A 24,219-nucleotide genomic window follows, 5' to 3' on the forward strand; every position below is an offset into this window, starting at 1 on the left:
GTGTGAGCGCCCTGCCCCGCCCTGCGCCCTACCCGCTCACCAGCCGCGGGCGCGCCACTCCGGCAAGTGCGGCCGCTCGGCGCCCAGGGTGGTGCTCGCGCCATGGCCCGGCCACACCACCGTGTCGTCGTCGTAGACGTCGAAGACACGGGTCGTCACGTCCTCGATGAGCGAGTCGAAGCTCTGGCCGGGGTTCTTGGTGTTGCCCACGCCACCGGGGAAGAGCGAGTCGCCGGTGAAGAGCTGCGTCGGTCCCTCCGGGTCGCGGTACGCAAGGGCCACGGAGCCGGGGGTGTGGCCCCGCAGGTGCACGACCTCGAGCGCCACCTCGCCCACCCGCACCACGTCACCGTGCGCCAGCACGCGGTCCGGGGGCACCGGCATACCCGCGGCGTCGTCGGCCCCGCACGCGGTGGACGCGCCGGTCGCGGCCACGACCGCGGCCAGGGCCCGGTGGTGGTCCCAGTGCTGGTGCGTCGTCACGACAGTGCGCAGGTCCCCGCCGGCGTGCGCCACGAGCGCGAGCAGCCGCCCGGCCTCGTCGGCGGCGTCGACGAGGAGCAGCTCGCCGGTGCTCGAGCAGCGCAGCAGGTAGGCGTTGTTGTCCATCTCCGAGACGGCCGCACGCCACATCGTGAGACCTCCCCAGACGTGTTCCTCCTCAGGTCGGCCGGATCCGTCGTCGCTGGTCATCGCCATGGAAGGCATTCTCCCCCGAAGAAAGGCAACCGCGGGAAATCGGTGGAATCGCCTAGTCCCGAATGACTATTGCTGCTCCTCTTTCCAGCGTCCTACTTTTGAGCGGTCGCAGAGCCACAGGGGGCCTCACAGGGGGTGCAGGACCCCGGCTCGCGGGTTGTGAGGGAATGCACATGGTTGCAGTGGTACAGGAGGTCCAGCGCCCAGTCGCTGGAGGGGAAATCGACACCGTTCGAGCGTTGCTGCACGACTTGCGGCAGCCGCTGGCGGCCATCCTGCTGATGGCCGGCACGGAGGGTGGGGACACGAACCGCAAGTTCGACGTCATCGCCGGGCAGGCGCGCTGGCTCGCCGAGCTGGTCGAGGCCAGCCTCGGTGGCGGCGCCACCGACGCGGTCGTCCCGACGGACGTCGCCGAGGTGGCGGCCCGTGGGGTCGAGCGTGCGCGGGCGACCGCGGAGTGCGAGATCGAGCTCGTGGGAGACACGGTGGCGTATGCATCCGCACGCCCGGTCGCGTTGAGCCGGGCACTCGCCTGCGTGCTCGACAACGCGGTCCGTGCTGCCGGCGAGGACGGCCACGTCCAGGTCGCGGTCCACCAGGACCCCGTCGGCGTGCACCTGAGCGTCGTCGACGACGGGCCGGGCCTGGGCAAGATCTCGTCGCGGACGTCGCTCGGCCTGACCACGACGCGGGCGATGGTCGCGTCGTGCGGTGGGTCGTTCGAGATCCACGGTGGTGCCGGCGGCGGCGTCGAGGCGGACATCCGCCTGACCCCGTCGGGCCTGAGGTCGGTGGCCTCATGAGGATCGTGGTCTGTGACGACCACCTGCTCCTGCTCGAGGCCCTGGGCCTCGCGCTGGGTGCACGGGGTCACGAGGTCCTGGCGCTCGCCGAGTCGCCGGACGAGGCGGTCGAGGCGGTCGCGGAGCACCACCCGGACGTCTGCCTGCTCGACGTCAACTTCCCGGGCGGGACGTCGCTGACGGCGATCCACCGGATCCGCGAGCTCTCGCCCTCGACCAAGGTCGTGATGCTGTCGGCTGAGGCCGACCACGCCATCGTCGGCCGCGCCATCGCCGAGGGCGCGTCCGGGTACGTCGGCAAGGAGAAGCCCATCGTCGAGATCGTCGAGATGCTCGACCGGGCCGTGCGCGGCCAGCTCGCGGTGGAGCCGTCGCTGCTGCAGCGCGCGCTGCGCCCGCAGAAGTCGTCGGACGACCCGCTGTGGGCGCTGCAGTTCCTCACCGACCGCGAGTGGCAGGTGATGCGCTGCATCATGGACGGCCAGACGACGGAGGAGATGGCTGCCTCGCTCGGCGTCCAGCGCAGCACGGCGCGCACGCACGTGCAGAACCTGCTGACCAAGCTGGGGGTCCACTCCCGGCTCCAGGCAGCGGCCCTGCTCTCCGCCCACGGGTCCCAGGAGACGTGGCCGGCGCACCTGCGCTGACGTGTGGGGGTTCCCGGGGTGACGGTCCGTCTGCGGTGCAGACGGACCGTCACCCTTTTGACGTAGCGGACCCTCCGGCACGGGTCGGTTACCGCGCGGGGCCGGGGACGGCAGCCTGTGCGCATGTCGTCGCCGATCCGCGTCGTCCTGGTGGACGACCACGAGGTGTTCGTCGACGCCCTGGCCCTCTGTCTGGGTGACCACCCGGACCTGGTGGTCACGGGCGCCGCGACGAGCCTCGACCATGCCATGCGCCTCGTCGACGACGTCGACTTCGACGTCCTGGTCCTCGACCTGGGGCTGGCGGGGGAGGACGGGCTCGAGGTGGCCCGGCACGTCCTGCGCACCCGTCCCCGCGCGGGCATCCTCGTGGCGACCGGCGCCGAGTCCGACTCTCGGGTGGTCGAGGCGGTGCAGCTGGGCGTTCGCGGCTGGCTGCCGAAGACCGTGACGGCCAACGCGCTCGCGGACGCGATCCGGGGCGTGGCGCGCGGGGAGACCTGCATCCCGGCCGACCTGCTCGCCCAGGTCCTCGTGGGCATGTCCCGGGGCGCCCAGCCGCAGCTCGAGAACGTGCAGGGGATCACCGACCTGACCTCACGCGAGCTCGAGGTCCTGTCCTGCCTCGTCGAGGGCCTGACCCGCACCGAGATCGGGGACCTGCTGCACGTGTCGCCCAACACGGTGCGCACCCACGTGCAGAGCATCCTGCACAAGCTCAAGGTGCACTCGGCGCTGGCCGCGGTGGCCATCGCCCGGCGCGCCGGCATCACCGGGACCCGGCTCACCGCCTGAGGCGGCTACGAGCCGCGGGGGAGCTCCGGCAGGTGCTCGGAGCGCACGCCACTGGCGTCGCGCCGGGCGAGCCAGAGCAGCAGTCCCGCCAGCGGCCCGGTCACCTCGGCGACGTCGGCCGCGTCGTCGGGGCCGAGGCGCCAGGTGTCGCCCTCGTCGGAGCGCAGCGACAGGGCGAGCTCGGGTGCGGCCGCCCGCAGCCGGGTGACGGCGTCGCCCACGAACCGCTTCGCCAGGCCGGGCTCGACGTCCGCGAAGGTGAAGCCGGCCGCGAGGTCGACGTGGTGGAAGACGACCTCGCGCAGCCGCAGCAGCGGGAGCACGTCGGGCGACACGGCGAGGCCGCCGCGCATCTCCACGTGCTCGACGGCGCGGGGTGCTGTGGCGAGCCGCTCGAGCACCGGCGCCAACGCCTGCGCCGTGCTGCGGACGTCCTCGACCAGCTCGGACAGGGGCCGTCCTGCGCCCGCCTCGATGTCCGCGTCACGTGCCCGCGTCCCCCCGGGGTACATCTCGCGCCGCTCCCCGTCCATGGCCCACTGCGCCAGCCGGTCGATCGCCTCGGCGTTGCGGGCGACGTGGGTCAGGACGTGCCCGCGGGTCCACCCGTCGCAGAGCGAGTCGGCGGCCGGGTCGTCGAGGGCGCCGGCGGTGGCGAGGAGGCGGTCGGTGTGGGCGGCCAGGGCGGCGAGCTGGGACTCCATGCCCGAAGGCTAGGAGCCCGAGGGCCCCGCCGCACGGTTCGCCCCGCCCGTGGGGCCGTCTGCCTGCGCAGGCTCGGGGGTGACCGGGTCCGACGGCGTCGTCCCCTCTGACGAGGTGGTCCCTCCGGACAGCGGGGCACCCCCCGACGCCGAGCTCCCCCCGGACGGCGCTTCGGAGCCCGGCTTCGCTGCCGCTGCCTTCGTGGCCTGGGCCAGCGCGTGGGCGGCGCCGATGAAGGCGAGGTGGGAGAACGCCTGCGGGAAGTTGCCTACCATGCGTCCGTTCGCGGGGTCGTACTCCTCCGAGACCAGGCCGACGTCGTTGAAGAGGGTGACGAGACGGTCCATGAGGGCGGTGGCCTTGTCGACCTGGCCGCTCACGGCATACGCGCTCACCAGCCACCACGAGCAGGCGAGGAACGGGTGCTCGTCACCGGCGAGGCCGTCGACCCCGCTCTGGGTGCGGTAGCGCAGCAGGAAGCCGTCACGCATGAGGTCCTGCTCCACGGCCGCGATCGTGCCGAGCACCCGTGGGTCGTCCGCCGGGAGGAACCCGACGAGGGGGATGAGCAGGAGCGAGGCGTCGACCTCCCGGGTGTCGTAGTGCTGGGTGAACGTGCCGCGGTCGGGGTCGAACCCCTTGTCGAGGATCTCCTCGCGCACCCGGTCCCGCAGGTCGCGCCAGCGCTCGACCGGCCCCTCGAGGCCCCACTCCTCGACCCCGCGCACGGCACGGTCGAGCGCCGCCCACACCATGACCCGCGAGTGGGTGAAGTGCCGCCGCGGACCCCGGATCTCCCACAGACCGTTGTCGGGGGCGTCCCAGTGGCGGGCCAGCTCGTCGACGAGGACCCGCTGCATCGCCCACGCCTGGGGCAGCACCTCCAGACCCCGCCGCCGGGCCTCGTCCAGGGCGATCATCACCTCGCCGAGCACGTCGGACTGGCGCTGCTCGACCGCGCCGTTGCCCACGCGGACCGGCACCGAGTCGGCATACCCGGGCAGGTGCTCCAGCGTCCGCTCCGGCAGCCGCCGGGCACCGTCGACGGCATACATGATCTGCAGGTCCTCGGGGTCGCCGGCGACGGCGCGCACGAGCCAGTTGCGCCACAGCCGCGCCTCGTCGACGTACCCGGACGCCAACAGCGCCTCGAGCGTCAGCGAGGCGTCGCGCAGCCAGCAGTAGCGGTAGTCCCAGTTCCGCTCGCCCCCGAAGTCCTCGGGGAGGCTGGTCGTGGGCGCGGCCACGATGCCGCCGAACCGGGAGTGGGTGAGCGCCCGCAGGGTGAGCAGCGACCGCACGACCAGGTCGCGGTGCGGCCCCTCGTAGTCGCACCGCGACGCCCAGTGCGTGGAGACGCGGACGGTCTCCTCGATCCGGCTGTCGATGTCCAGCGGCGGCGGCACCGGCTCGTACGACGGGAACCAGGTCGTGGAGAACGTGTGGGTCTCGCCGGCGTGGACCTCGAACTCGTCCACGTGCCTGCCGTCCCGGGCGCGGGGGAGCCGGGTGCCGCGCAGCACGAGCATGTCGGGGCCGGCGACCGCGCGGATGACGTCGCTGTCGAGGCGGTGCCCCGTGCCGTGCGACACCCAGGGCCGCACCTGGCCGTACTCGAACCGGACGACCCACTCGTGCTGCATCGTCACGACACCGTGCAGCCCCTCGACGCTGCGCACGATGTCGGCGCGCCCGTCGCCGAGCGGCATGAGGTCGGTCACCTTCACCGCGCCGGTGGCGGTCTCGTGGACGGTCTCCAGCACGAAGGAGTGGTCGACGTAGCTGCGGATGCTGCGCGCCTCGTCCCGCGGCCCCAGCAGCCAGCGTCCGTGCTCCGGCGTGCCCAGCAGCGCCGCGAAGCAGGCGGGGGAGTCGAAGCGCGGCAGGCACAGCCAGTCGATCGAGCCCTGCCGGCTCACGAGGGCCGCGGTCTCCGTGTCGCCGAGGAGCGCGTACTCCTCGATGGGCGTGTTCTCGTGGCCGGGCATGCGGCGACTGTATGCCGGGTGCCGGCGGCCCCGCACGCGGGCGCGCGGGGGTGCGTGGCGAGGCCCCGCGAGGCCTCCGAGGCGGGCCGGGGAGGGCTCCGGCGCAGGTCGGACAGGGCTCCGACGGGCGATGTCGGTGGCCCCACCTACGATGGACACCGTGACTTCCGCCCTGCCCGCACGCCGTCCGACGCACGACCAGCTCATCGTCCGCGGGGCCCGCGAGCACAACCTCCGCGACGTCTCGATCGAGCTGCCGCGCGACTCGATGATCGTGTTCACGGGCCTCTCGGGCTCCGGCAAGTCCTCCCTGGCGTTCGACACCATCTTCGCCGAGGGCCAGCGTCGCTACGTCGAGTCGCTCTCCGCGTACGCCCGCCAGTTCCTCGGCCAGATGGACAAGCCGGACGTCGACTTCATCGAGGGCCTCTCGCCGGCCGTGTCGATCGACCAGAAGTCGACCAACCGCAACCCGCGCTCGACCGTCGGCACCATCACCGAGGTCTACGACTACCTGCGCCTGCTCTTCGCCCGCGCCGGGCGGCCGCACTGCCCCGTCTGCGGCGAACCGATCACCCGGCAGAGCCCGCAGCAGATCGTCGACCGCCTGCTCGAGCTGCCCGAGCGCACCCGCTTCCAGGTCCTGGCGCCGGTCGTCCGGGCGCGCAAGGGCGAGTACGTCGACCTGTTCGCCGAGCTGCAGACCAAGGGCTTCTCGCGGGCCCGGGTCGACGGCGAGGTGGTGTCGCTGACCGAGCCGCCCAAGCTCGAGAAGCAGGTCAAGCACACGATCGACGTCGTCGTCGACCGGCTCGTGGCCAAGGGCGACGACGCCGGGTCCAAGCGCCGGCTCACCGACTCGGTCGAGACGGCCCTGTCCCTGGCTGGCGGCGTGCTCGTGGTCGAGTTCGTCGACCGCGACGCCGACGACCCGGAGCGCGAGCGGCGCTTCTCCGAGAAGATGGCCTGCCCCAACGACCACCCCCTCGCCATGGACGAGGTCGAGCCGCGCTCGTTCTCGTTCAACAGCCCCTTCGGCGCCTGCCCCAAGTGCACCGGACTCGGCACCGAGCTCGAGGTCGACCCCGAGCTGCTCGTGCCCGACGAGGACCTCTCCCTGGCCGACGGTGCGATCGCGCCGTGGGCCCAGGGCAGCGGGTCGGCGGAGTACTTCCAGCGGGTCATGACGGCGCTGGCCGAGGACCTCAAGTTCTCGATGGACGCCCCGTGGCACTCGCTGCCGGCCCGCGCCAAGGAGGCGCTGCTGCACGGGCAGAACTACAAGGTGCACGTCCGCTACCGCAACCGCTACGGCCGGGAGCGCTCGTACACGACGGGGTTCGAGGGCGTCGTCCCGTTCGTCCGCCGCCGGCACTCCGAGACCGACTCGGAGTGGAGCCGTGAGCGGTACGAGGGGTACATGCGCGAGGTCCCGTGCCCCGAGTGCAAGGGCGCACGCCTCAAGCCGGAGTCGCTGGCGGTCCTGCTGGGCGGCCAGTCGATCTCCGCGGTCTGCGCCATGGCGATCGCCGACTGCGCGACCTTCCTCAAGGAGGTCGACTTCAGCCCCCGCGAGCGGCAGATCGCCGAGCGCGTGATCAAGGAGATCGAGGCCCGCCTCGGCTTCCTGCTCGACGTCGGCCTCGACTACCTCTCGCTCGACCGCCCCGCGGGCACCCTGTCCGGTGGTGAGGCCCAGCGCATCCGGCTCGCGACCCAGATCGGGTCCGGCCTGGTCGGCGTCCTCTACGTCCTCGACGAGCCGAGCATCGGCCTGCACCAGCGCGACAACCACCGGCTCATCGAGACCCTCACCCGGCTGCGCGACCTCGGCAACACGCTCATCGTCGTCGAGCACGACGAGGACACCATCGCCACCGCCGACTGGGTCGTCGACATCGGCCCGGGCGCCGGCGAGCACGGCGGCGTCGTCGTGCACTCCGGCACCGTCAAGGGCCTGCTCGAGCACCCCGACTCGGTGACCGGCAAGTACCTGTCCGGCCGGCTCGAGATCCCCACCCCGTCGGTGCGGCGCCCGCGGGAGAAGGGTCGCGAGGTCAAGGTGGTCGGTGCGCGCGAGCACAACCTCAAGGGGGTCGACGTGTCGTTCCCCCTGGGCACCCTGACGGCGGTGACCGGCGTCTCCGGGTCGGGCAAGTCGACCATGGTCAACGACATCCTCTACAACGTCCTGGCCAACAAGCTCAACGGCGCCCGGCACGTCCCCGGCCGGCACAAGACGGTCACGGGGTTGCAGCACCTCGACAAGGTCGTGCACGTCGACCAGAGCCCGATCGGTCGCACGCCACGGTCCAACCCCGCCACCTACACCGGTGTGTTCGACGCGATCCGCAAGCTCTTCGCCACGACTACCGAGGCGAAGATCCGCGGCTACCAGCCGGGGCGGTTCTCGTTCAACGTCAAGGGCGGGCGCTGCGACGCCTGCTCCGGTGACGGCACCATCAAGATCGAGATGAACTTCCTGCCGGACGTCTACGTCCCGTGCGAGGTGTGCCACGGCGCCCGGTACAACCGGGAGACCCTCGAGGTGCACTTCAAGGGCAAGACGATCGCCGACGTCCTCGACATGCCGATCGAGGAGGCCGCCGAGTTCTTCGCCGCGGTGCCCGCCATCGCCCGGCACATGAAGACGCTCAACGACGTCGGTCTGGGCTACGTCCGGCTCGGCCAGCCGGCGCCGACCCTGTCCGGTGGCGAGGCCCAGCGCGTGAAGCTGGCCTCCGAGCTGCAGAAGCGGTCGACCGGCCGGACGATCTACGTGCTCGACGAGCCGACGACCGGCCTGCACTTCGAGGACATCCGCAAGCTGCTGCTCGTCCTGCAGGGCCTGGTCGACAAGGGCAACACGGTCATCGTCATCGAGCACAACCTCGACGTCATCAAGAACGCCGACTGGATCATCGACATGGGTCCCGAAGGCGGCAACGGCGGTGGCCTGGTCATCGCCGAGGGCACGCCGGAGGAGGTCGCACAGGTCGAGGAGAGCCACACGGGCCGGTTCCTCGCCCCGGTGCTCGCCAAGAGCGCGCGCACCCCCACCCGGGCGACCGGCAGCCGGGCGACGAAGAAGACGGCCGCCGCCTCGGCTGCGACCAAGCGCACGGCCACGCGGACGACCGCCAGCACCGCGAAGAAGGCTGCGGCGAAGAAGACTGCGACGAAGAAGGTTGCGGCGAAGAAGGCTCCTCGCTCAACCCGTTGATTCTCCACTTGTTGCCACGTCGTGGTCACCGCAGTCGCCCCGGGCGTGCTGGGTGACCATCTGCTGGCAACAAGTGGAGGGTTTGGTGCACGGAACGGCCCCGGAGGTTCTCCTCCGGGGCCGTTCGCGTGGTGGTTCGAGCTGGGCTAGACGTCGCCGCCGAGGTACGCCGCCTTGACGGCCGGGTCGTTGGCGAGCTCCTCGCCGGTGCCCTCCCGGACGATCTCCCCGGTCTCGAGGATGTAGGCGCGGTGTGCCCGCTTGAGCGCCTGCGCGGCGTTCTGCTCCACGAGGAGCACGGTGGTGCCCTGCTTGTTGATCTCCGTGATGATCTCGAAGATCTGCTGGATGAGCTTGGGCGCGAGGCCCATGGACGGCTCGTCGAGCAGCAGCAGCTTGGGCGAGGCCATCAGCGCACGGCCGATGGCGAGCATCTGCTGCTCGCCACCGGACATGGTGCCGGCGACCTGCGTCCGGCGCTCCGCCAGGCGGGGGAAGAGCCCGAAGACGCGGTCGAGGTCCTCGCGGACCTTGCCCGACTTCCGGTCCTTGCGGGCGTAGGCACCCATGTCGAGGTTCTCGGTGACCGTCATGCCGACGAAGCAGCCGCGGCCCTCGGGGGACTGCGCGATGCCCAGGACCGGGCGGTCGTGGGCCGGCATGGTGGTGATGTCCTGGCCCTCGAAGCGGATGGAGCCGGCCCGGACCGGGCGCAGGCCCGACACCGTCTTCATCGTCGTCGTCTTGCCCGCGCCGTTGGCGCCGATCAGGGTGACGACCTCACCCTCCTCGACCCGGAACGAGATGTTGCGGATCGCCTCGATCCGGCCGTAGTTGACGCAGAGGTCGTCGACCTCAAGAAGCATTCTCATCCACTCCCAGGTAGGCGGCGATGACCGCGGGGTTGTCCTGGATCTCGGCCGGCTTGCCCTCGGCGATCTTCTTGCCGAACTCCAGCACGACGATCCGGTCGGTGACGCCCATGACGAGCTTCATGTCGTGCTCGATCAGCAGGACGGTGTAGCCCTGGTCGCGGATCGACTGGATCAGCTCCATCAGCCGGGCCTTCTCGGCCGGGTTGAAGCCGGCCGCCGGCTCGTCGAGGCACAGGAGCTTGGGGTTCGTGGCCAGCGCCCGCGCGATCTCGAGCCGGCGCTGGTCGCCGTAGGGCAGGTTCCGCGCGAGCTCGTCGGCACGCTTCTCCAGGCCCATGAACTTGAGCAGCTCGTAGCCCCGGTCCATGCCCTCCTTCTCCTCCGCCTTGTGCTTGGGCAGGCGGAGCAGGGCGGTGCCCATGCCGGTGGAGTGGTGCGCGTCGGCGCCGACGAGCACGTTCTCCAGCGCGGTCATGTTGTGGAAGAGGCGGATGTTCTGGAACGTGCGCGCGATGCCCAGCTTGGTGATCTGGAACTTCTTGCGCCGGCCCAGCGGCTCACCCATGAACCGGACGTTCCCCGAGGTCGGCTGGTAGACGCCCGTCATCACGTTGAAGCAGGTCGTCTTGCCGGCGCCGTTGGGGCCGATCAGCCCGAGGATCTCCCCGGTGTTGATGTGGAACGAGACGCCGTCGAGGGCGGTGACGCCGCCGAAGCGCAGCGTCACGTCGTCGACCTCGAGCATCTTGCCGGCCGGGAGGTCCTGGACCTCGTCGACCGAGATGTCGACCGACGTGTCGGGCGTGGCCTCGGTGTCCGGGCCGAGGACCGTGTCGTCGTCGACCCGGGGGCCCTTGGCGGGCTCGGGGGTGCCGGACGCCTTCGGGTCGGGGGTGGTGGCAGAGGGGGTGGTGTCAGACACGAGCGACTCCTTCCGCGTCGATCTGGTCGGGGGCGACCTCGTCGGCTCGTTTCGCCCGGACCGAGCGCCTCGGGGGCAGGAGGCCCTGCGGGCGGAAGATCGCCAGGGCCATCAGTGCGATGCCGAAGAGCAGGAAGCGGGCGTCGGACAGGAACCGGAACTTCTCCGGCGCCCAGGTCAGCAGCGCGGCCGCGACCACGACACCCCACCGGTTGCCCTGGCCGCCGACGACGACCATGGCCACGAACAGCACCGAGTAGAGGATGGTGAAGTTGTCGGGGTTGATGAACTGCTGCTTGGTGGCGAAGAGCGCCCCGGACAGGCCACCGATCGCGGCACCCGTGGCGAACGCCAGCAGCTTGAACTTGAAGGTGGGCACGCCCATGAGCTCGGCGGCGTCCTCGTCCTCACGGGTGGCCTCCCAGGCCCGGCCGACGCGCGAGTTCTGCATCCGCCAGTCGAGGAACAGCACGATGAGCACGAAGGTCAGCGCCAGCCAGTAGTACGGCACCGAGTCCGTGACGCTGAACTCGAACGCCTTGCTGGTGTTGTCCAGGTTCAGGGTCGCGACGAGGCCGTTCCACTCGAGGTGGGGCAGGGAGAAGAGCACCACACTCGGCGGGGTCGGGATGTTCGAGATGCCGCGGCTGCCGTTGGTCAGGGCGTCGCCGTTGACCAGGATCAGCCGGACGATCTCACCGAAGCCGAGCGTCACGATGGCCAGGTAGTCGCCGCGGACCCGCAGGGTGGGTGCGCCGAGGATGATGCCGGACACCAGGGTCACGAGCATGGCCGCCGGGATGCAGAGCAGCAGCGGCAGCTTGCCGTGCTGCGAGCCGAGGACGCCCACGGTGTAGGCGCCGATCGCGAAGAAGCCGATGTACCCGAGGTCGAGCAGACCGGCATACCCGATCACGATGTTGAGCCCGATCGCCACCAGCGCGTACAGCGCGCACAGGAAGAGGACCGCACCGAAGTCGGAGTCCTGCGTCGTGATGAACGGCGGGTTCAGGATCGGCAGGAGGTAGACGACCACGACCAGGGCGAGGATGAGGACGATCCGGGCCCAGCGGGGCAGCGCCCGGTAGCGGTCGGCGACGCCGGAGAAGAAGCTGCGGACACCGTTCATGCGCGTGCCTTTCCGAGGGACTCACCGAGCAGGCCGGTGGGCCGGAACAGCAGGATGACGACGAGGAGCGTGAACGACACGACGTCCTTCCAGTTCGACCCGAAGATCGCCGAGCCGTAGCTCTCGGCCACGCCGAGGACGAACCCGCCGAGCAGGGCTCCGCGCAGGTTGCCGATGCCACCCAGGACGGCGGCCGTGAACGCCTTGACGCCCAGCAGGAAGCCGGCGTTGTACCGCGTCTGGCCCACCTTGATGAGGTACATCATCGCCGCGGCGCCGGCCATGGCACCGCCGAGGACGAACGTGAGCCGGATGACCCGGTCGCGGTTGACGCCCATGAGCGCGGCGGCCTCGGGGTCCTGGGCGACGGCCCGGATGCCGCGGCCGAGGCGCGAGCGCTTCACGAACTGGTCGAGGATCACCATCATGACGATGGCCGAGCCGAGGACGATGAGGTCCTTGTTGGAGACCTGGTAGTCGCCGATCGTGAACAGCCGGACGGTGTTGATCTGCAGCGGGAAGGGGGACGCCTCGCGCGGTCGTCCGACGTAGTCGGCGAGGTTGTCGTCGAGCCCCAGCGCCTTGAAGGGCTTGTCGCGCAGGCCCATGGCCTCGGACAGGGTGTACGAGGCGCCGATCGCGGAGATGAGCGCGATGAGCGGCGGGGAGTTGCGCTTGCGCAGGGGCCGGTATGCCACGAACTCCAGCCCGAGGGCGACGAGGGCGGAGACGAGCATGGCGGCCAGGAAGCCCACGACGAGGTAGCCGACCAGGCCCGCGCCCGTCGCCTTGCCGCCGCCGATGGCGATGAGGACCCACACCGCGGCGAAGCTGCCCCACATGAAGACCTCGGAGTGCGCGAAGTTGATCAGGCGCAGGACGCCGTAGACCAGCGTGTACCCGAGGGCGATGAGGGCGTAGATGGCCCCGAAGGCCAGTCCCGTGATGGTGAGTTCCCAGAAGTGGTTGAGCAGAAGATCCATCAGACCTCCGTGTGAGGGGGGACCTGCGCGGGTCGGCGCCCAGGGGGTGGCGGCCGGCCCGGTCCCGGCGTCCGGGTGGGAACACGGTAGCGGCCAGGACCCTGACTGAGGAGGGTCCTGGCCGCTACCAGTGCGTCGTTACTTGATTTCCTGGTCCGGCACGATCTTGCCGCCGGAGACCTTGTAGGCCCACACGGAGACCTCGGCCGGCTCGCCCTTGGAGTCGAACTTGACCTTCTTGGTCACGCCCTGCTTGTCGTAGGAGGCGATGAAGGAGTTCATGTCCGAGGAGGACGTCTTGCCGGCCGCGATGGCGTCGAGGAAGACGTTCGCCGCGTCGAAGGCCTCGGCCGAGTAGGTGGCCGGGTCGGAGTTGTAGGCCTTCTTGTAGGCGGCCGCGAAGTCGGGCGCCTTGTCGGGCGGCAGGCACGGGCAGGTGAGGATCGCGCCCTCGGCCGCCTGGCCGGCACCCTTGATGAAGCCGTCGTCCTTGACGCCGTCGGCCGCGACGAACGTGCCGGTGAAGCCACCGTCCTTGAGCTGCTTGACCAGCTTCGAGGCGTTCGAGTAGTAGCCGCCGTAGAAGAACGCGGTCGCGCCCGAGGCCTTGGCCTTGGTCACGGTCGGGGAGAAGTCGTCCTGCTTGCCGTCGGCAGCGGTCTCGTCCGTGCCCACGACCAGCGAGCCGAGGTCCTTCTTGACGATGTCCGCCAGGCCCTTGCCGTACTCGGACGTGTCGTCGGAGACGAAGACCTTCTGCGCCTTGAGGATGTCCTTCATGTACTTGGCGGCCGCCGGGCCCTGGGTGGCGTCGTTGCCGAGGATGCGGTGGAAGGTCTTCCAGCCGTTCTCCGCGAGCGCCGGGTTGGTGGCGGAGGCCGTGATGATGTTGAGGCCGGCCTTGTCGAAGATCGGGTCGGCGGCCTTGGACTCACCGGAGAACGCCGGGCCCACGATGCCGACGAGCTTCTTGTCGGTCACGGCCTTCTGTGCCAGGCCGGGCGCGATGGCCGGGTCACCCTGGGAGTCGAAGGAGACGAGGGTGACCTTGCAGTCCGAGTGCTTCTCGTTGTACTGGTTGACGGCGAGCTCGGCACCGTTCTTGATGTTGATGCCGAGGTTGGCCGCGTCGCCGGTGAGGGCGCCGAAGAAGCCGATCTTGAGGTCACAGGCCTTGCCGCCGCCGCCGGCGGAACCACTGCCGCCGCCGCTCGTGCCACCACAGGCACTCAGGGCGAGCGCGGCGGCAACCACCGGCGCGCCGATCTTGAAGACAGAACGCAAGACTCCTCCTGAAGTCAATCGTGCTCGCGGGTAGGTAGGGGCCAAACCCGCGCCAGCCCCGGGGGTGGGGTTTGAGGAGACTATGCCTCGCCCGGTGCTGCCGGGGGGAGGTGCTTGGGATCAGCGTGACCGTGTCGTTACCAGCCCGCGACCTTGCGCGGTGAACCGCCGACGACCCTCGCCCGTTTCCCCCCTTGTCAGGCTTCCGCGCACCGGGCGGTTCCCGGACGGCACCTGCATACTCGGCCTCCGGGCCCGACCCCGAGCCCCGCTCCCGAAAGGCGAACTCCATGACCCACCCCGAAGAGCACAGCGGCACCGGTCCCACCCGTCGCACCGTCCTGGCCATCGCGGGCATCGCCGGCGTCGGGGTGGTGGCGGGCTGCAGCTCCGCGCAGGACGCCGCGAACGGCGTCGTCGACTCGGCCACGAGCTCGGCGAAGGAGGCCGTCAAGCAGGCCATCGACAAGGCCAGCATCCCCGTCGGGGGCGGCAAGATCTTCCCGGACCAGAAGGTCGTCGTGACCCAGCCGAAGGCGGGGGAGTTCAAGGCCTTCACCGCCGTCTGCACCCACCAGGGCTGCATCGTGAGCTCGGTCGCGAACGGCGTCATCACCTGCGGGTCCCCGTGCGGGCACGGGAGCGAGTACGACGCCGCGACCGGCCAGGTCAAGGTCGGTCCCGCGCCCAGCCCCCTCGCGGAGAAGAAGGTCACCATCGGCACGGACGGCATCACCGTCAGCTGAGGCGACCGGGTCGCCGGGCCGTCGGACCGCGTCCATAGAGTGGGGTCGTGGCTGACCCGTCGACCTACCGCCCCGCACCCGGCGAGATCCCGGTCGACCCGGGTGTCTACCGGTTCCGGGACCGCACCGGACGGGTCATCTACGTCGGCAAGGCCAAGTCCCTGCGCCCGCGTCTGTCCTCGTACTTCCAGGACCTCTCGCAGCTGCACCCGCGCACGCAGACCATGGTCACCACGGCGACCAGCGTCGAGTGGACCGTGGTGTCCACCGAGGTCGAGGCCCTCCAGCTCGAGTACTCCTGGATCAAGGAGTTCGACCCGCGGTTCAACGTCAAGTACCGCGACGACAAGTCCTACCCGTACCTCGCGGTGACCCTGGGGGACGAGTACCCCCGCGCGCAGGTCATGCGCGGTGCCAAGCGCAAGGGCACCCGGTACTTCGGGCCGTACGCCCACGCCTGGGCGATCCGCGAGACCCTCGACCTGCTGCTGCGCGTCTTCCCGGTGCGTACGTGCTCCTCGGGGGTCTTCAAGCGCGCCGGGCAGGTGGGCCGGCCGTGCCTCCTGGGGTACATCGACAAGTGCTCGGCCCCCTGCGTGGGCCGGGTGAGTGCCCAGGAGCACCGGGCCATCGCCGAGGACTTCTGCGACTTCATGGGCGGCGACACCACCCGGTTCGTCAAGCGGCTCGAGCGGGAGATGGCGGCCGCGTCGCGGGAGCTCGAGTTCGAGCAGGCGGCGCGGCTCCGGGACGACCTCGTCGCGCTGGGCAAGGCCCTCGAGAAGTCCGCCGTCGTGCTCGGGGACGGCACGGACGCCGACGTGTTCGCGCTGGCCGAGGACGGGCTCGAGGTGGCGGTCCAGGTGTTCCACGTGCGCGGCGGCCGCATCCGCGGGCAGCGCGGGTGGGTGGCCGAGATGGATGCCGAGTCGGTGCCGGAGGTCGTGGGGCACCTCCTGCAGCAGGTGTACGGCGGCGAGACCGGGGAGGGCGTCCCGCGCGAGGTCCTCGTGCCCGTCCTGCCCGAGGACGACGACGCCGTGGCCGAGTGGTTGGGGGCGCTGCGCGGGTCGGGAGTGCAGCTGCGCGTCCCGCAGCGCGGGGACAAGCGGACCCTGCTCGAGACCGTCCGCCGCAACGCCGAGCAGTCGCTGGCCCGGCACAAGCTGGCGCGGGCCGGCGACCTCACCGCCCGCAGCCAGGCCCTGCACGAGCTGCAGGAGTCGCTCGAGCTCGCCGACGCTCCGTTGCGGATCGAGTGCTTCGACATCAGCCACATCCAGGGCTCGCAGGTCGTGGGCTCGATGGTGGTGTTCGAGGACGGCCTGGCCCGCAAGTCCGAGTACCGCCGCTTCGTCATCCGCGGCGAGCAGGTCGACGACACCGCCGCCATGGACGAGGTGCTCACGCGGCGCTTCCAGCGCTACCTCGAGGAGCGCGACAGCGCCTCGGACGTCGAGCTCGGCCCCGACTCCGACAGCGGGCCCGAGCGGATCGACCCCGACACCGGGCGCCCCAAGAAGTTCGCGTACCCGCCCAACCTCGTGGTGGTCGACGGTGGCCTGCCGCAGGTCAACGCCGCGCGGGCCGCCCTGGACCGGCTCGGGATCGACGACGTCGCAGTCGTGGGCCTGGCCAAGCGGCTCGAGGAGGTCTGGGTGCCGGGACAGGACTACCCCGTGATCCTGCCGCGCACCAGCGAGGGCCTCTACCTGCTCCAGCGGGTGCGCGACGAGGCGCACCGGTTCGCCATCACGTTCCACCGCCAGCGGCGGTCCAAGGCGATGACCGCGAGCGTGCTGGACGGCATACCGGGTCTGGGGGAGTCGCGGCGCAAGGCGCTGCTGCGGCACTTCGGCTCGGTGAAGAAGGTGCGGGCCGCCACGGTCGAGGAGCTGCAGGCCGTTTCGGGCATCGGGCCTGCGCTCGCGGCCACGATTGCGGCAGAGTTGTCCTCGGAGGGGTCGCCCGTGCCCGCGGTGAACCTCATGACCGGTGAGATCGTCGACGACGAGGGGCAGCAGTGAGCAGTGGCGCGCAGGACGCCCAGCCCGAGCAGCACGCCCAGCCCGAGCCGCAGGAGCCGGTGGAACGGGACGTGCCGGGAGACACCCCGGCTGCGCTGCGCCAGGGTGAGCTCGTCATCCTGACCGGCATGTCCGGGGCCGGCCGCTCCACCGCGGCCAACGTGCTCGAGGACTCCGGCTGGTACGTCATCGACAACCTGCCGCCGCACCTGCTCGTCTCGCTCGTGGAGCTCACCCACGGGACGCCCCGGCCCGCCGACCTGCCCCGCCTGGCGGCGGTCGTGGACGTGCGCGCCCGTGGCTTCTTCGCCCACCTCCAGACGGCCATGAACGAGCTGGCCGAGCGTGGCTGGAAGCCGAGCCTGGTCTTCCTCGACGCGACCGACGAGGCGCTGGTGCGCCGCTTCGAGTCGGTGCGCCGGCCCCACCCGCTGCAGGGGGAGGGGCGGCTGCTCGACGGCATCCACCGCGAGCGGGAGATGCTGGCCGACCTGCGCGCCCGCGCCGACGTCGTCATCGACACCTCCGGCCTCAACGTCCACCAGCTCGCCAAGAAGGTGCACCCGGTCTTCTCGTCCGAGCGCGGACCCAAGCTGCGGATCGCGCTGATGTCGTTCGGGTTCAAGTACGGCGTGCCGCTCGACGCCGACTTCGTCTTCGACATGCGGTTCCTGCCGAACCCGTTCTGGATCCCGGAGCTCAGGCCGTTCACCGGGCAGGACCAGCCGGTGGCCGAGTACGTCATGCGCCAGCCCGGGGCCGAGGAGTTCCTCGACCGGGTGGTCGACCTGATGGTGCCGGTCACCGCCGGGTACCTGCGCGAGGGGCGGCGCTACGTCACCCTCGCCGTGGGCTGCACCGGCGGCAAGCACCGGTCCGTCGCCACGGCCGAGGCGCTGCGCCAGCGGCTCTCCAGTGACGAGATCGCGACCTTCGTGGTCCACCGCGACCTGGGGCAGGAGTGAGCGCGGTGGCGGGCCGCACGGGGCGGGCGGCATGAGCGGGCCCGCCGTCGTCGCGCTGGGCGGGGGACACGGTCTGGCGGCGTCGCTCGAGGCGCTCAAGCTCGTCACCGACGACATCACCGCCGTCGTGACCGTCGCCGACAACGGTGGCTCGTCCGGGCGGCTCCGTGAGGAGTTCGGGGTGCTGCCGCCGGGGGACCTGCGGATGGCGGTCACCGCCCTGTGCGACGACACCGAGTGGGGCCACATCTGGCGCGACGTGCTCCAGCACCGGTTCCAGGGCACCGGCCCCCTGGCCGGGCACGCCCTGGGCAACCTGCTGATCACCGCCCTCTGGGACCTGCACGACGACCCGGTGACCGGCCTGGACCTGGTCGGCCGCCTGCTCAACGCCCGCGGCCGGGTCCTCCCCATGGCTGCCGTCCCGCTCGAGATCACGGCCCAGGTGGCCGGGCTCGAGCCTGCGGCCGACAGGGCCGGCGTCGGCACCGACGGCATACCCACCGAACCCGGCGCCGGGACCGCCACCGAGGTCGTCACGACCGTGCGCGGCCAGGTGGCGGTGGCACGCACGCGCGGCACCGTGCGCAGCATCGCCCTCGAGCCGGCCGACCCGCCGGCCGCGCCCGCCACGGTGGAGGCGGTGCTCGACGCCGACTGGGTGATCCTCGGGCCGGGCTCGTGGTTCACGTCGGTGATGCCGCACCTCATGGTGCCGGCCCTGCGCGAGGCCCTCCACGACACGACGGCCCGTCGCTGCCTCACCCTCAACCTCGAGCACTCGGGGGAGACGGCCGGCATCTCGGCCGCCGGGCAGCTCGAGGTGCTGGCCGACCACGCACCCCGGATGCGCTTCGACGTGGTCCTCGCGGACCCCGGCGCCGTCGACGACGAGGAGGGCCTGCGGGCGACGGCCGGCCGGCTCGGTGCCGAGCTCGTGCTCGCCCCGGTCGCCCGCCGCGGCGCTCCCGGCCAGCATGACTCGCTGCGCCTCGCCGCGGCGTATCGTGACGTCTTCGGTTCCCGGGGCATGGCATGAACGAGATGGGCAGGATGAGCGGATGGCGATGACGGCTCGCGTCAAGGACGAACTCAGCAGGCTGGACGTGACCAAGCCCTGCTGCCGCAAGTCCGAGGTGGCTGCCACGCTCCGGTTCGCCGGCGGTCTGCACATCGTGGGTGGTCGCATCGTGGTGGAGGCCGAGCTCGACACCGCGAACGCCGCCCGGCGGCTGCGCAAGAGCATCGCCGACCTCTACGGCCACCCCTCCGAGGTGCTCGTGCTGGCGGCCAGCGGCATCCGCAAGGGCAGCCGCTACGTCGTGCGCGTCGTGCAGGACGGGGAGGCCCTCGCCCGGCAGACCGGCCTCATCGACTCGCGCGGCCGGCCCGTGCGTGGCCTGCCTCCCAAGGTGGTCAGCGCCTCGTCCTGCGACGCCGAGGCCGCCTGGCGGGGGGCGTTCCTCGCCCACGGGTCGCTCACCGAGCCGGGTCGGTCCTCGGCCCTCGAGGTCACCTGCCCCGGACCCGAGGCCGCTCTCGCACTCGTCGGAGCGGCCCGGCGCCTCGGCATCTCGGCCAAGGCCCGCGAGGTCCGCGGCGTGGACCGGGTCGTCATCCGTGACGGGGACGCCATCGGCGCCATGCTGACCCGGCTCGGTGCCCACGAGGCCGTCCTCGCGTGGGAGGAGCGCCGGATGCGGCGCGAGGTCCGCGCCACCGCCAACCGGCTCGCCAACTTCGACGACGCCAACCTGCGGCGCTCGGCCCGCGCGGCCGTCGCCGCCGGCGCCCGCGTCCACCGGGCCATGGAGATCCTCGGCGAGGACATCCCCGACCACCTGCGTGAGGCCGGCCAGCTCCGCCTCGAGCACAAGCAGGCCTCGCTGGAGGAGCTCGGGCAGCTCGCCCAGCCGCCGATGACCAAGGACGCCGTGGCCGGCCGCATCCGCCGGCTGCTCGCCATGGCAGACAAGCGCGCCGAGGACCTCGGCATCCCCGGCACCGACGCCAACCTGACCCCCGACATGCTCGAGGCCTGAGCGTGCGCGTCACCGTCGTCGGGACCGGCTACGTCGGCCTGTCCATCGCCGTGCTGCTCTCCTCGTCGCACGACGTCGTCGCCCTCGACATCGACGAAGGGCGGATCGAGCGGCTGCGCGGCGGCCACAGCCCGATCGCCGACCCCGACATCGAGCGGCGCCTCGAGCGCGGCGGCCTGCGGCTGTCGTTCACGACCGTGCCGGAGGAGGCGTATGCCGGGTCCGAGTTCGTCGTGGTGGCCACCCCCACCGACTACGACCCGGTCACCAACTACTTCGACACCTCGACCGTCGAGCAGGTTGCGGCCGACGCCGCCCGGCTCAACCCCGACGCGACCGTCGTCGTGAAGTCGACCGTGCCGGTGGGCTTCACCCGGGCGCTGTCGGCCCGGCTCGGCACCACCGTGCTGTTCAGCCCCGAGTTCCTGCGCGAGGGCAAGGCGTTGTGGGACAGCCTGCACCCGAGCCGGATCGTGGTGGGCGACCGCGGTGAGCGGGGCAAGGCCTTCGCCGAGCTGCTGCGCGGCGCCGCCGACGAGCCCGAGGTGCCGGTGCTGCTCACCGACAGCACCGAGGCCGAGGCGATCAAGCTGTTCGCCAACACCTACCTCGCGATGCGGGTCGCCTTCTTCAACGAGCTCGACACCTTCGCCCTGACGCACGGGCTCGACACCCGCCAGATCATCGACGGCGTGGGCCTCGACCCGCGCATCGGCCCCGGGTACAACAACCCGTCCTTCGGGTACGGCGGGTACTGCCTGCCCAAGGACACCAAGCAGCTCCTGGCCAACTACCAGGACGTGCCGCAGAGCCTCATCGAGGCGATCGTGTCGGCGAACACCACGCGCAAGGACTTCATCGCCACCGACATCCTGCGCCGCAACCCCTCGGTCGTCGGCATCCACCGGCTCATCATGAAGTCGGGGTCGGACAACTTCCGGTCCAGCAGCGTGCAGGGGATCATGAAGCGGATCAAGGCCAAGGGCGTCTCGGTCGTCGTCTACGAGCCGGCCTTGACGGCCGACACCTTCTTCGGCTCGCGTGTCGTCCGCGACCTCGCCGAGTTCACCGAGCTGTCCGACGTCATCGTCGCCAACCGCATGGTGCCCGAGCTCGAGCACGTGGCCGACAAGGTCTACACGCGCGACCTGTTCGGCGGCGACAGCTGACGACGCCGGGTTACCAGCCCGTACGCCGGACCACCCTGTCCGGTGCAGGGGCCAGCCGATAGGGTCGGGAGCGAAGCAAGCGTGCCGCGACCACGCGGCACTCGACCCCTCTCGAAAGGGCAGGAACCCGTGACCGTTCGCGTTGGTATCAACGGCTTCGGCCGCATCGGCCGCAACTTCTACCGCGCCGTGCAGGCCTCCGGCGCCGACATCGAGGTCGTCGCCGTCAACGACCTCACCGACAACGCCACCCTGGCGCACCTGCTCAAGTACGACTCGATCCTGGGTCGCTTCGACGGCGACGTCACCTCGACCGACACCGACATCACGGCCGGCGACAAGACGTTCAAGGTGTTCGCCGAGCGCGACCCGAACAACCTCAAGTGGGGCGAGCTGGGCGCCGACGTCGTCATCGAGTCGACCGGCATCTTCACCGACGCCACCAAGGCCAAGGTGCACCTCGACAACGGCGCCAAGAAGGTCATCATCTCCGCGCCCGCGAAGAACGAGGACGTCACGATCGTGCTCGGCGTCAACGACTCCGACTACGACGCCGACAACCACCACATCATCTCGAACGCGTCGTGCACCACGAACTGCCTCGGCCCGATGGCCAAGGCGCTCAACGACTCCGTGGGCATCGTCAAGGGCCTGATGACGACCATCCACGCGTACACCCAGGACCAGAACCTCCAGGACGGCCCGCACAAGGACCTGCGCCGCGCCCGCGCCGCAGCCCTGAACATCGTGCCGACCTCCACCGGCGCCGCCAAGGCCATCGGCCTCGTGCTGCCCGAGCTCAAGGGCAAGCTCGACGGCTTCGCGCTGCGCGTGCCGATCGCGACCGGCTCGGCGACCGACCTCACCTTCGAGGCGTCGCGCGAGGTCACGGCCGAGGAGGTCAACGCCGCGGTCAAGGCTGCCGCCGAGGGCCCGCTCAAGGGCATCCTGCGCTACACCGAGGACGAGATCGTGTCCAAGGACATCGAGACCGACCCGGCCTCGTGCATCTTCGACGCGGGCCTCACCAAGGTGATCGGCAACCAGGTCAAGGTCGTCGGCTGGTACGACAACGAGTGGGGCTACTCCAACCGCCTCGCCGACCTGACCGTGCTCGTCGGCTCGAAGCTCTGACCGACCGGTCCCACCCCACCGATACGGAGCTGGTCTCGATGCGTTCCATCGCCGACCTGGGCGACCTGCGCGGCAAGCGCGTGCTCGTCCGGTCCGACCTCAACGTGCCCCTCGACGGGAGCACGATCACCGACGACGGTCGCATCCGGGCCTCGGTCCCGACCATCACGGCCCTGTCCGAGGCGGGCGCACGCGTCGTCGTGTGCGCCCACCTCGGGCGGCCCAAGGGCGCGCCCGAGGACCGCTACTCGCTGCGCCCGGTCGCGACCCGGCTCGGCGAGCTGCTCGGCCGTGACGTCACCTTCGCCACCGACACGGTGGGCGAGAGCGCGCGGGCGGCGGTCGAGGCCGCGCAGGACGGCGACGTCGTGCTGCTCGAGAACCTGCGGTTCAACCCGGGCGAAACCGCGAAGACCGACGAGGAGCGGGCGGAGTTCGCGCGCTCCCTCGCGGGGCTCGCCGACGCGTACGTGTCCGACGGGTTCGGCGTCGTGCACCGCAAGCAGGCGTCCGTCTACGACGTCGCCCGGCTCCTGCCGGCCGCTGTCGGCGGGCTCGTCGAGACCGAGGTCGGCGTCCTGCGCCGGCTCACCGAGGACCCCGAGCGCCCGTATGCCGTGGTGCTCGGCGGCGCGAAGGTGTCGGACAAGCTGGGCGTCATCGACAACCTGCTCCAGACCGCCGACCGCCTGCTCATCGGCGGGGGCATGGTCTTCACGTTCCTCAAGGCGCAGGACTACGAGGTCGGCAGCTCGCTGCTCGAGGCCGACCAGGTCGAGACGGTGAAGGGTTACCTCGACCAGGCGAAGGAGCGCGGCGTCGAGATCGTGCTCCCCGTCGACGTCGTGGCCGCCACCGCGTTCTCGGCTGACGCCGACCACGAGGTCGTGCCGGCCGGGGCCATCCCCGCCGACCGCATGGGCCTGGACATCGGACCCGAGTCCGGGGTGCTGTTCGCGGAGAAGCTCAAGGACTGCCGCACCGTCTTCTGGAACGGCCCCATGGGCGCGTTCGAGATGGAGCCGTATGCCGCGGGCACCGCCGCCGTGGCCAAGGCCCTGGTCGAGCTCACGCAGGACGGCGCGCTGACCGTCGTCGGTGGCGGCGACTCCGCCGCAGCCGTGCGCCAGCTCGGGTTCTCCGACGACCAGTTCGGCCACATCTCCACCGGTGGCGGGGCGAGCCTGGAGTACCTCGAGGGCAAGGAGCTGCCGGGGCTGACGGTCCTGGACGAGACGCAGGAGGACGCCGGCTGATGGCCGCGAAGACCACCGCCGGTCGCACGCCGCTCATGGCGGGCAACTGGAAGATGAACCTCGACCACCTCCAGGCGACGCACCTCGTGCAGAAGCTCGACTGGACCCTGCGCGACGGCAAGCACGACTTCGGTGCGGTGGAGGTTGCGGTCCTGCCGCCCTTCACCGACATCCGCTCGGTCCAGACGCTCATCGACGGGGACCGGCTCGAGCTGCGCCACGGCGCGCAGGACCTGTCCCAGCACGACAGCGGCGCCTTCACGGGCGAGGTCTCCGGTGCGTTCCTCGCCAAGCTGGGCTGCACCTACGTCGTCGTCGGGCACAGCGAGCGTCGCGAGTACCACCAGGAGACCGACGAGGTGGTGGCCGCCAAGGTCAAGGCCGCCTTCCGGCACGGCCTGACGCCGATCTTCTGCGTCGGCGAGCCCCTCGAGGTGCGCCAGGCCGGTGAGCACGTCGCGCACGTCCTGGCCCAGGTCGAGGCCGGCCTCGCGGGCGTCCCCGCGGACAAGGCGCGGACGGTCGTCGTGGCATACGAGCCGGTGTGGGCGATCGGCACGGGTGAGGTGGCCACGCCACAGGACGCGCAGGAGGTGTGCGCGGCCATCCGGACCAAGCTGGCGGAGCTGTACTCCGGCGACCTGGCCGACGGCGTGCGGATCCTGTACGGCGGCTCGGTCAAGGCCGGGAACGTCGCGGCGATCATGGCCCAGGAGGACGTCGACGGTGCGCTCGTCGGGGGTGCCTCGACCGACCCGGCCGAGTTCGCCTCGATCTGCCGCTACCGGGACCACATGGCGACTGCGTGACCCCCCAGCAGGTAT

General features: G+C 71.1%; 21 protein-coding genes. 13 read left to right on the top strand and 8 right to left on the bottom strand.

The window, feature by feature from the left end:
- Positions 1-36: 36 nt before the first annotated feature.
- Complete coding sequence (locus tag RKE38_RS19140; protein ID WP_316009067.1) at positions 37-699, bottom strand: MBL fold metallo-hydrolase; 663 nt, start codon at positions 697-699, stop codon at positions 37-39.
- A 239-nt stretch (positions 700-938) separates the two neighbouring features.
- Here RKE38_RS19140 and RKE38_RS19145 point away from each other — a divergent pair, with 239 nt between their 5' ends.
- The 3 genes from RKE38_RS19145 (at position 939) to RKE38_RS19155 (ending at position 2,947) form a co-directional block, all read left to right on the top strand.
- Positions 939-1,505: a HAMP domain-containing sensor histidine kinase gene (locus tag RKE38_RS19145; protein ID WP_316009068.1), complete on the top strand. Its 567-nt coding sequence runs from the start codon at positions 939-941 to the stop codon at positions 1,503-1,505.
- Positions 1,502-2,152 (top strand): response regulator transcription factor, encoded by a 651-nt coding sequence (locus RKE38_RS19150; RefSeq protein WP_316009069.1) that lies wholly within the window; start codon positions 1,502-1,504, stop codon positions 2,150-2,152. Before RKE38_RS19145 ends, RKE38_RS19150 begins: the two co-directional genes overlap by 4 nt.
- A gap of 123 nt (positions 2,153-2,275) precedes the next feature.
- Positions 2,276-2,947, top strand: a complete 672-nt coding sequence (locus RKE38_RS19155) for a response regulator transcription factor (protein WP_316009070.1) — start codon at positions 2,276-2,278, stop codon at positions 2,945-2,947.
- 5 nt (positions 2,948-2,952) lie between these two features.
- Here RKE38_RS19155 and RKE38_RS19160 read toward each other — a convergent pair whose 3' ends face one another.
- Together RKE38_RS19160 and RKE38_RS19165 are read right to left on the bottom strand one after the other, a co-directional pair.
- Entirely contained in the window at positions 2,953-3,651 is a 699-nt protein-coding gene (locus tag RKE38_RS19160) for a maleylpyruvate isomerase family mycothiol-dependent enzyme (protein ID WP_316009071.1), read from the bottom strand.
- A 9-nt stretch (positions 3,652-3,660) separates the two neighbouring features.
- Positions 3,661-5,640, bottom strand: coding sequence for a glycoside hydrolase family 15 protein (locus RKE38_RS19165; protein WP_316009072.1), 1,980 nt, complete (start codon positions 5,638-5,640; stop codon positions 3,661-3,663).
- 151 nt (positions 5,641-5,791) lie between these two features.
- On the opposite strand from RKE38_RS19165, the gene uvrA reads away from it, so the two are divergent.
- Positions 5,792-8,863, top strand: a complete 3,072-nt coding sequence (uvrA, locus tag RKE38_RS19170) for an excinuclease ABC subunit UvrA (RefSeq protein ID WP_316009073.1) — start codon at positions 5,792-5,794, stop codon at positions 8,861-8,863.
- A 146-nt stretch (positions 8,864-9,009) separates the two neighbouring features.
- Here uvrA and RKE38_RS19175 read toward each other — a convergent pair whose 3' ends face one another.
- The 5 genes from RKE38_RS19175 to RKE38_RS19195 form a co-directional block, all read right to left on the bottom strand.
- The gene (locus RKE38_RS19175; RefSeq protein WP_316009142.1) at positions 9,010-9,729 is read right to left on the bottom strand and encodes an ABC transporter ATP-binding protein; all 720 of its coding nucleotides are present in this window, start codon (positions 9,727-9,729) and stop codon (positions 9,010-9,012) included.
- Positions 9,719-10,660, bottom strand: coding sequence for an ABC transporter ATP-binding protein (locus RKE38_RS19180; protein ID WP_410055487.1), 942 nt, complete (start codon positions 10,658-10,660; stop codon positions 9,719-9,721). Before RKE38_RS19180 ends, RKE38_RS19175 begins: the two co-directional genes overlap by 11 nt.
- Positions 10,653-11,789, bottom strand: coding sequence for a branched-chain amino acid ABC transporter permease (locus RKE38_RS19185; RefSeq protein WP_316009074.1), 1,137 nt, complete (start codon positions 11,787-11,789; stop codon positions 10,653-10,655). Before RKE38_RS19185 ends, RKE38_RS19180 begins: the two co-directional genes overlap by 8 nt.
- Complete coding sequence (locus RKE38_RS19190; protein WP_316009075.1) at positions 11,786-12,772, bottom strand: branched-chain amino acid ABC transporter permease; 987 nt, start codon at positions 12,770-12,772, stop codon at positions 11,786-11,788. The genes RKE38_RS19185 and RKE38_RS19190 overlap by 4 nt, the downstream gene beginning before the upstream one ends.
- Before the next feature lie 138 nt (positions 12,773-12,910).
- Positions 12,911-14,056 carry a branched-chain amino acid ABC transporter substrate-binding protein gene (locus RKE38_RS19195; RefSeq protein ID WP_316009076.1) on the bottom strand — a complete coding sequence of 382 codons (1,146 nt, stop codon included), beginning with the start codon at positions 14,054-14,056 and terminating at the stop codon, positions 12,911-12,913.
- Between the two features lie 290 nt (positions 14,057-14,346).
- On the opposite strand from RKE38_RS19195, the gene RKE38_RS19200 reads away from it, so the two are divergent.
- The 9 genes from RKE38_RS19200 to tpiA all read left to right on the top strand — a co-directional run bounded on the left by RKE38_RS19200 (position 14,347) and on the right by tpiA (position 24,204).
- Positions 14,347-14,802: a Rieske (2Fe-2S) protein gene (locus tag RKE38_RS19200; protein WP_316009077.1), complete on the top strand. Its 456-nt coding sequence runs from the start codon at positions 14,347-14,349 to the stop codon at positions 14,800-14,802.
- Positions 14,803-14,849: 47 nt separating this feature from the next.
- Positions 14,850-16,829, top strand: coding sequence for an excinuclease ABC subunit UvrC (uvrC, locus tag RKE38_RS19205; protein ID WP_316009078.1), 1,980 nt, complete (start codon positions 14,850-14,852; stop codon positions 16,827-16,829).
- 59 nt (positions 16,830-16,888) lie between these two features.
- Positions 16,889-17,794 carry an RNase adapter RapZ gene (gene rapZ, locus RKE38_RS19210; protein ID WP_316009144.1) on the top strand — a complete coding sequence of 302 codons (906 nt, stop codon included), beginning with the start codon at positions 16,889-16,891 and terminating at the stop codon, positions 17,792-17,794.
- Between the two features lie 31 nt (positions 17,795-17,825).
- Entirely contained in the window at positions 17,826-18,833 is a 1,008-nt protein-coding gene (yvcK, locus tag RKE38_RS19215) for a uridine diphosphate-N-acetylglucosamine-binding protein YvcK (protein WP_316009079.1), read from the top strand.
- 22 nt (positions 18,834-18,855) lie between these two features.
- On the top strand, positions 18,856-19,836 hold the full coding sequence (whiA, locus tag RKE38_RS19220) for a DNA-binding protein WhiA (RefSeq protein WP_316009080.1): 981 nt from the start codon (positions 18,856-18,858) through the stop codon (positions 19,834-19,836).
- Between the two features lie 2 nt (positions 19,837-19,838).
- Complete coding sequence (locus tag RKE38_RS19225; protein ID WP_316009081.1) at positions 19,839-21,005, top strand: nucleotide sugar dehydrogenase; 1,167 nt, start codon at positions 19,839-19,841, stop codon at positions 21,003-21,005.
- A 129-nt stretch (positions 21,006-21,134) separates the two neighbouring features.
- The gene (gene gap / locus RKE38_RS19230; protein WP_316009082.1) at positions 21,135-22,139 is read left to right on the top strand and encodes a type I glyceraldehyde-3-phosphate dehydrogenase; all 1,005 of its coding nucleotides are present in this window, start codon (positions 21,135-21,137) and stop codon (positions 22,137-22,139) included.
- A 38-nt stretch (positions 22,140-22,177) separates the two neighbouring features.
- Positions 22,178-23,395, top strand: a complete 1,218-nt coding sequence (locus tag RKE38_RS19235; RefSeq protein ID WP_316009083.1) for a phosphoglycerate kinase — start codon at positions 22,178-22,180, stop codon at positions 23,393-23,395.
- Positions 23,395-24,204, top strand: a complete 810-nt coding sequence (tpiA, locus tag RKE38_RS19240) for a triose-phosphate isomerase (protein WP_316009084.1) — start codon at positions 23,395-23,397, stop codon at positions 24,202-24,204. The genes RKE38_RS19235 and tpiA overlap by 1 nt, the downstream gene beginning before the upstream one ends.
- The last annotated feature ends 15 nt before the right edge of the window (positions 24,205-24,219 follow it).

This window comes from Phycicoccus sp. M110.8, assembly GCF_032464895.1.
GTDB lineage: Bacteria > Actinomycetota > Actinomycetes > Actinomycetales > Dermatophilaceae > Pedococcus.

Coding starts and splice junctions, on each gene's coding strand:
- RKE38_RS19190 (WP_316009075.1), bottom strand. CDS start 12,772: ATGGATCTTCTGCTCAACCACTTCTGGGAACTCACCATCACGGGACTG.
- RKE38_RS19235 (WP_316009083.1), top strand. CDS start 22,178: ATGCGTTCCATCGCCGACCTGGGCGACCTGCGCGGCAAGCGCGTGCTC.
- RKE38_RS19200 (WP_316009077.1), top strand. CDS start 14,347: ATGACCCACCCCGAAGAGCACAGCGGCACCGGTCCCACCCGTCGCACC.
- tpiA (WP_316009084.1), top strand. CDS start 23,395: ATGGCCGCGAAGACCACCGCCGGTCGCACGCCGCTCATGGCGGGCAAC.
- RKE38_RS19140 (WP_316009067.1), bottom strand. CDS start 699: ATGGCGATGACCAGCGACGACGGATCCGGCCGACCTGAGGAGGAACAC.
- RKE38_RS19150 (WP_316009069.1), top strand. CDS start 1,502: ATGAGGATCGTGGTCTGTGACGACCACCTGCTCCTGCTCGAGGCCCTG.
- RKE38_RS19165 (WP_316009072.1), bottom strand. CDS start 5,640: ATGCCCGGCCACGAGAACACGCCCATCGAGGAGTACGCGCTCCTCGGC.
- RKE38_RS19155 (WP_316009070.1), top strand. CDS start 2,276: ATGTCGTCGCCGATCCGCGTCGTCCTGGTGGACGACCACGAGGTGTTC.
- yvcK (WP_316009079.1), top strand. CDS start 17,826: ATGAGCGGGCCCGCCGTCGTCGCGCTGGGCGGGGGACACGGTCTGGCG.
- whiA (WP_316009080.1), top strand. CDS start 18,856: ATGGCGATGACGGCTCGCGTCAAGGACGAACTCAGCAGGCTGGACGTG.
- RKE38_RS19175 (WP_316009142.1), bottom strand. CDS start 9,729: ATGCTTCTTGAGGTCGACGACCTCTGCGTCAACTACGGCCGGATCGAG.
- RKE38_RS19185 (WP_316009074.1), bottom strand. CDS start 11,789: ATGAACGGTGTCCGCAGCTTCTTCTCCGGCGTCGCCGACCGCTACCGG.
- RKE38_RS19160 (WP_316009071.1), bottom strand. CDS start 3,651: ATGGAGTCCCAGCTCGCCGCCCTGGCCGCCCACACCGACCGCCTCCTC.
- uvrA (WP_316009073.1), top strand. CDS start 5,792: ATGGACACCGTGACTTCCGCCCTGCCCGCACGCCGTCCGACGCACGAC.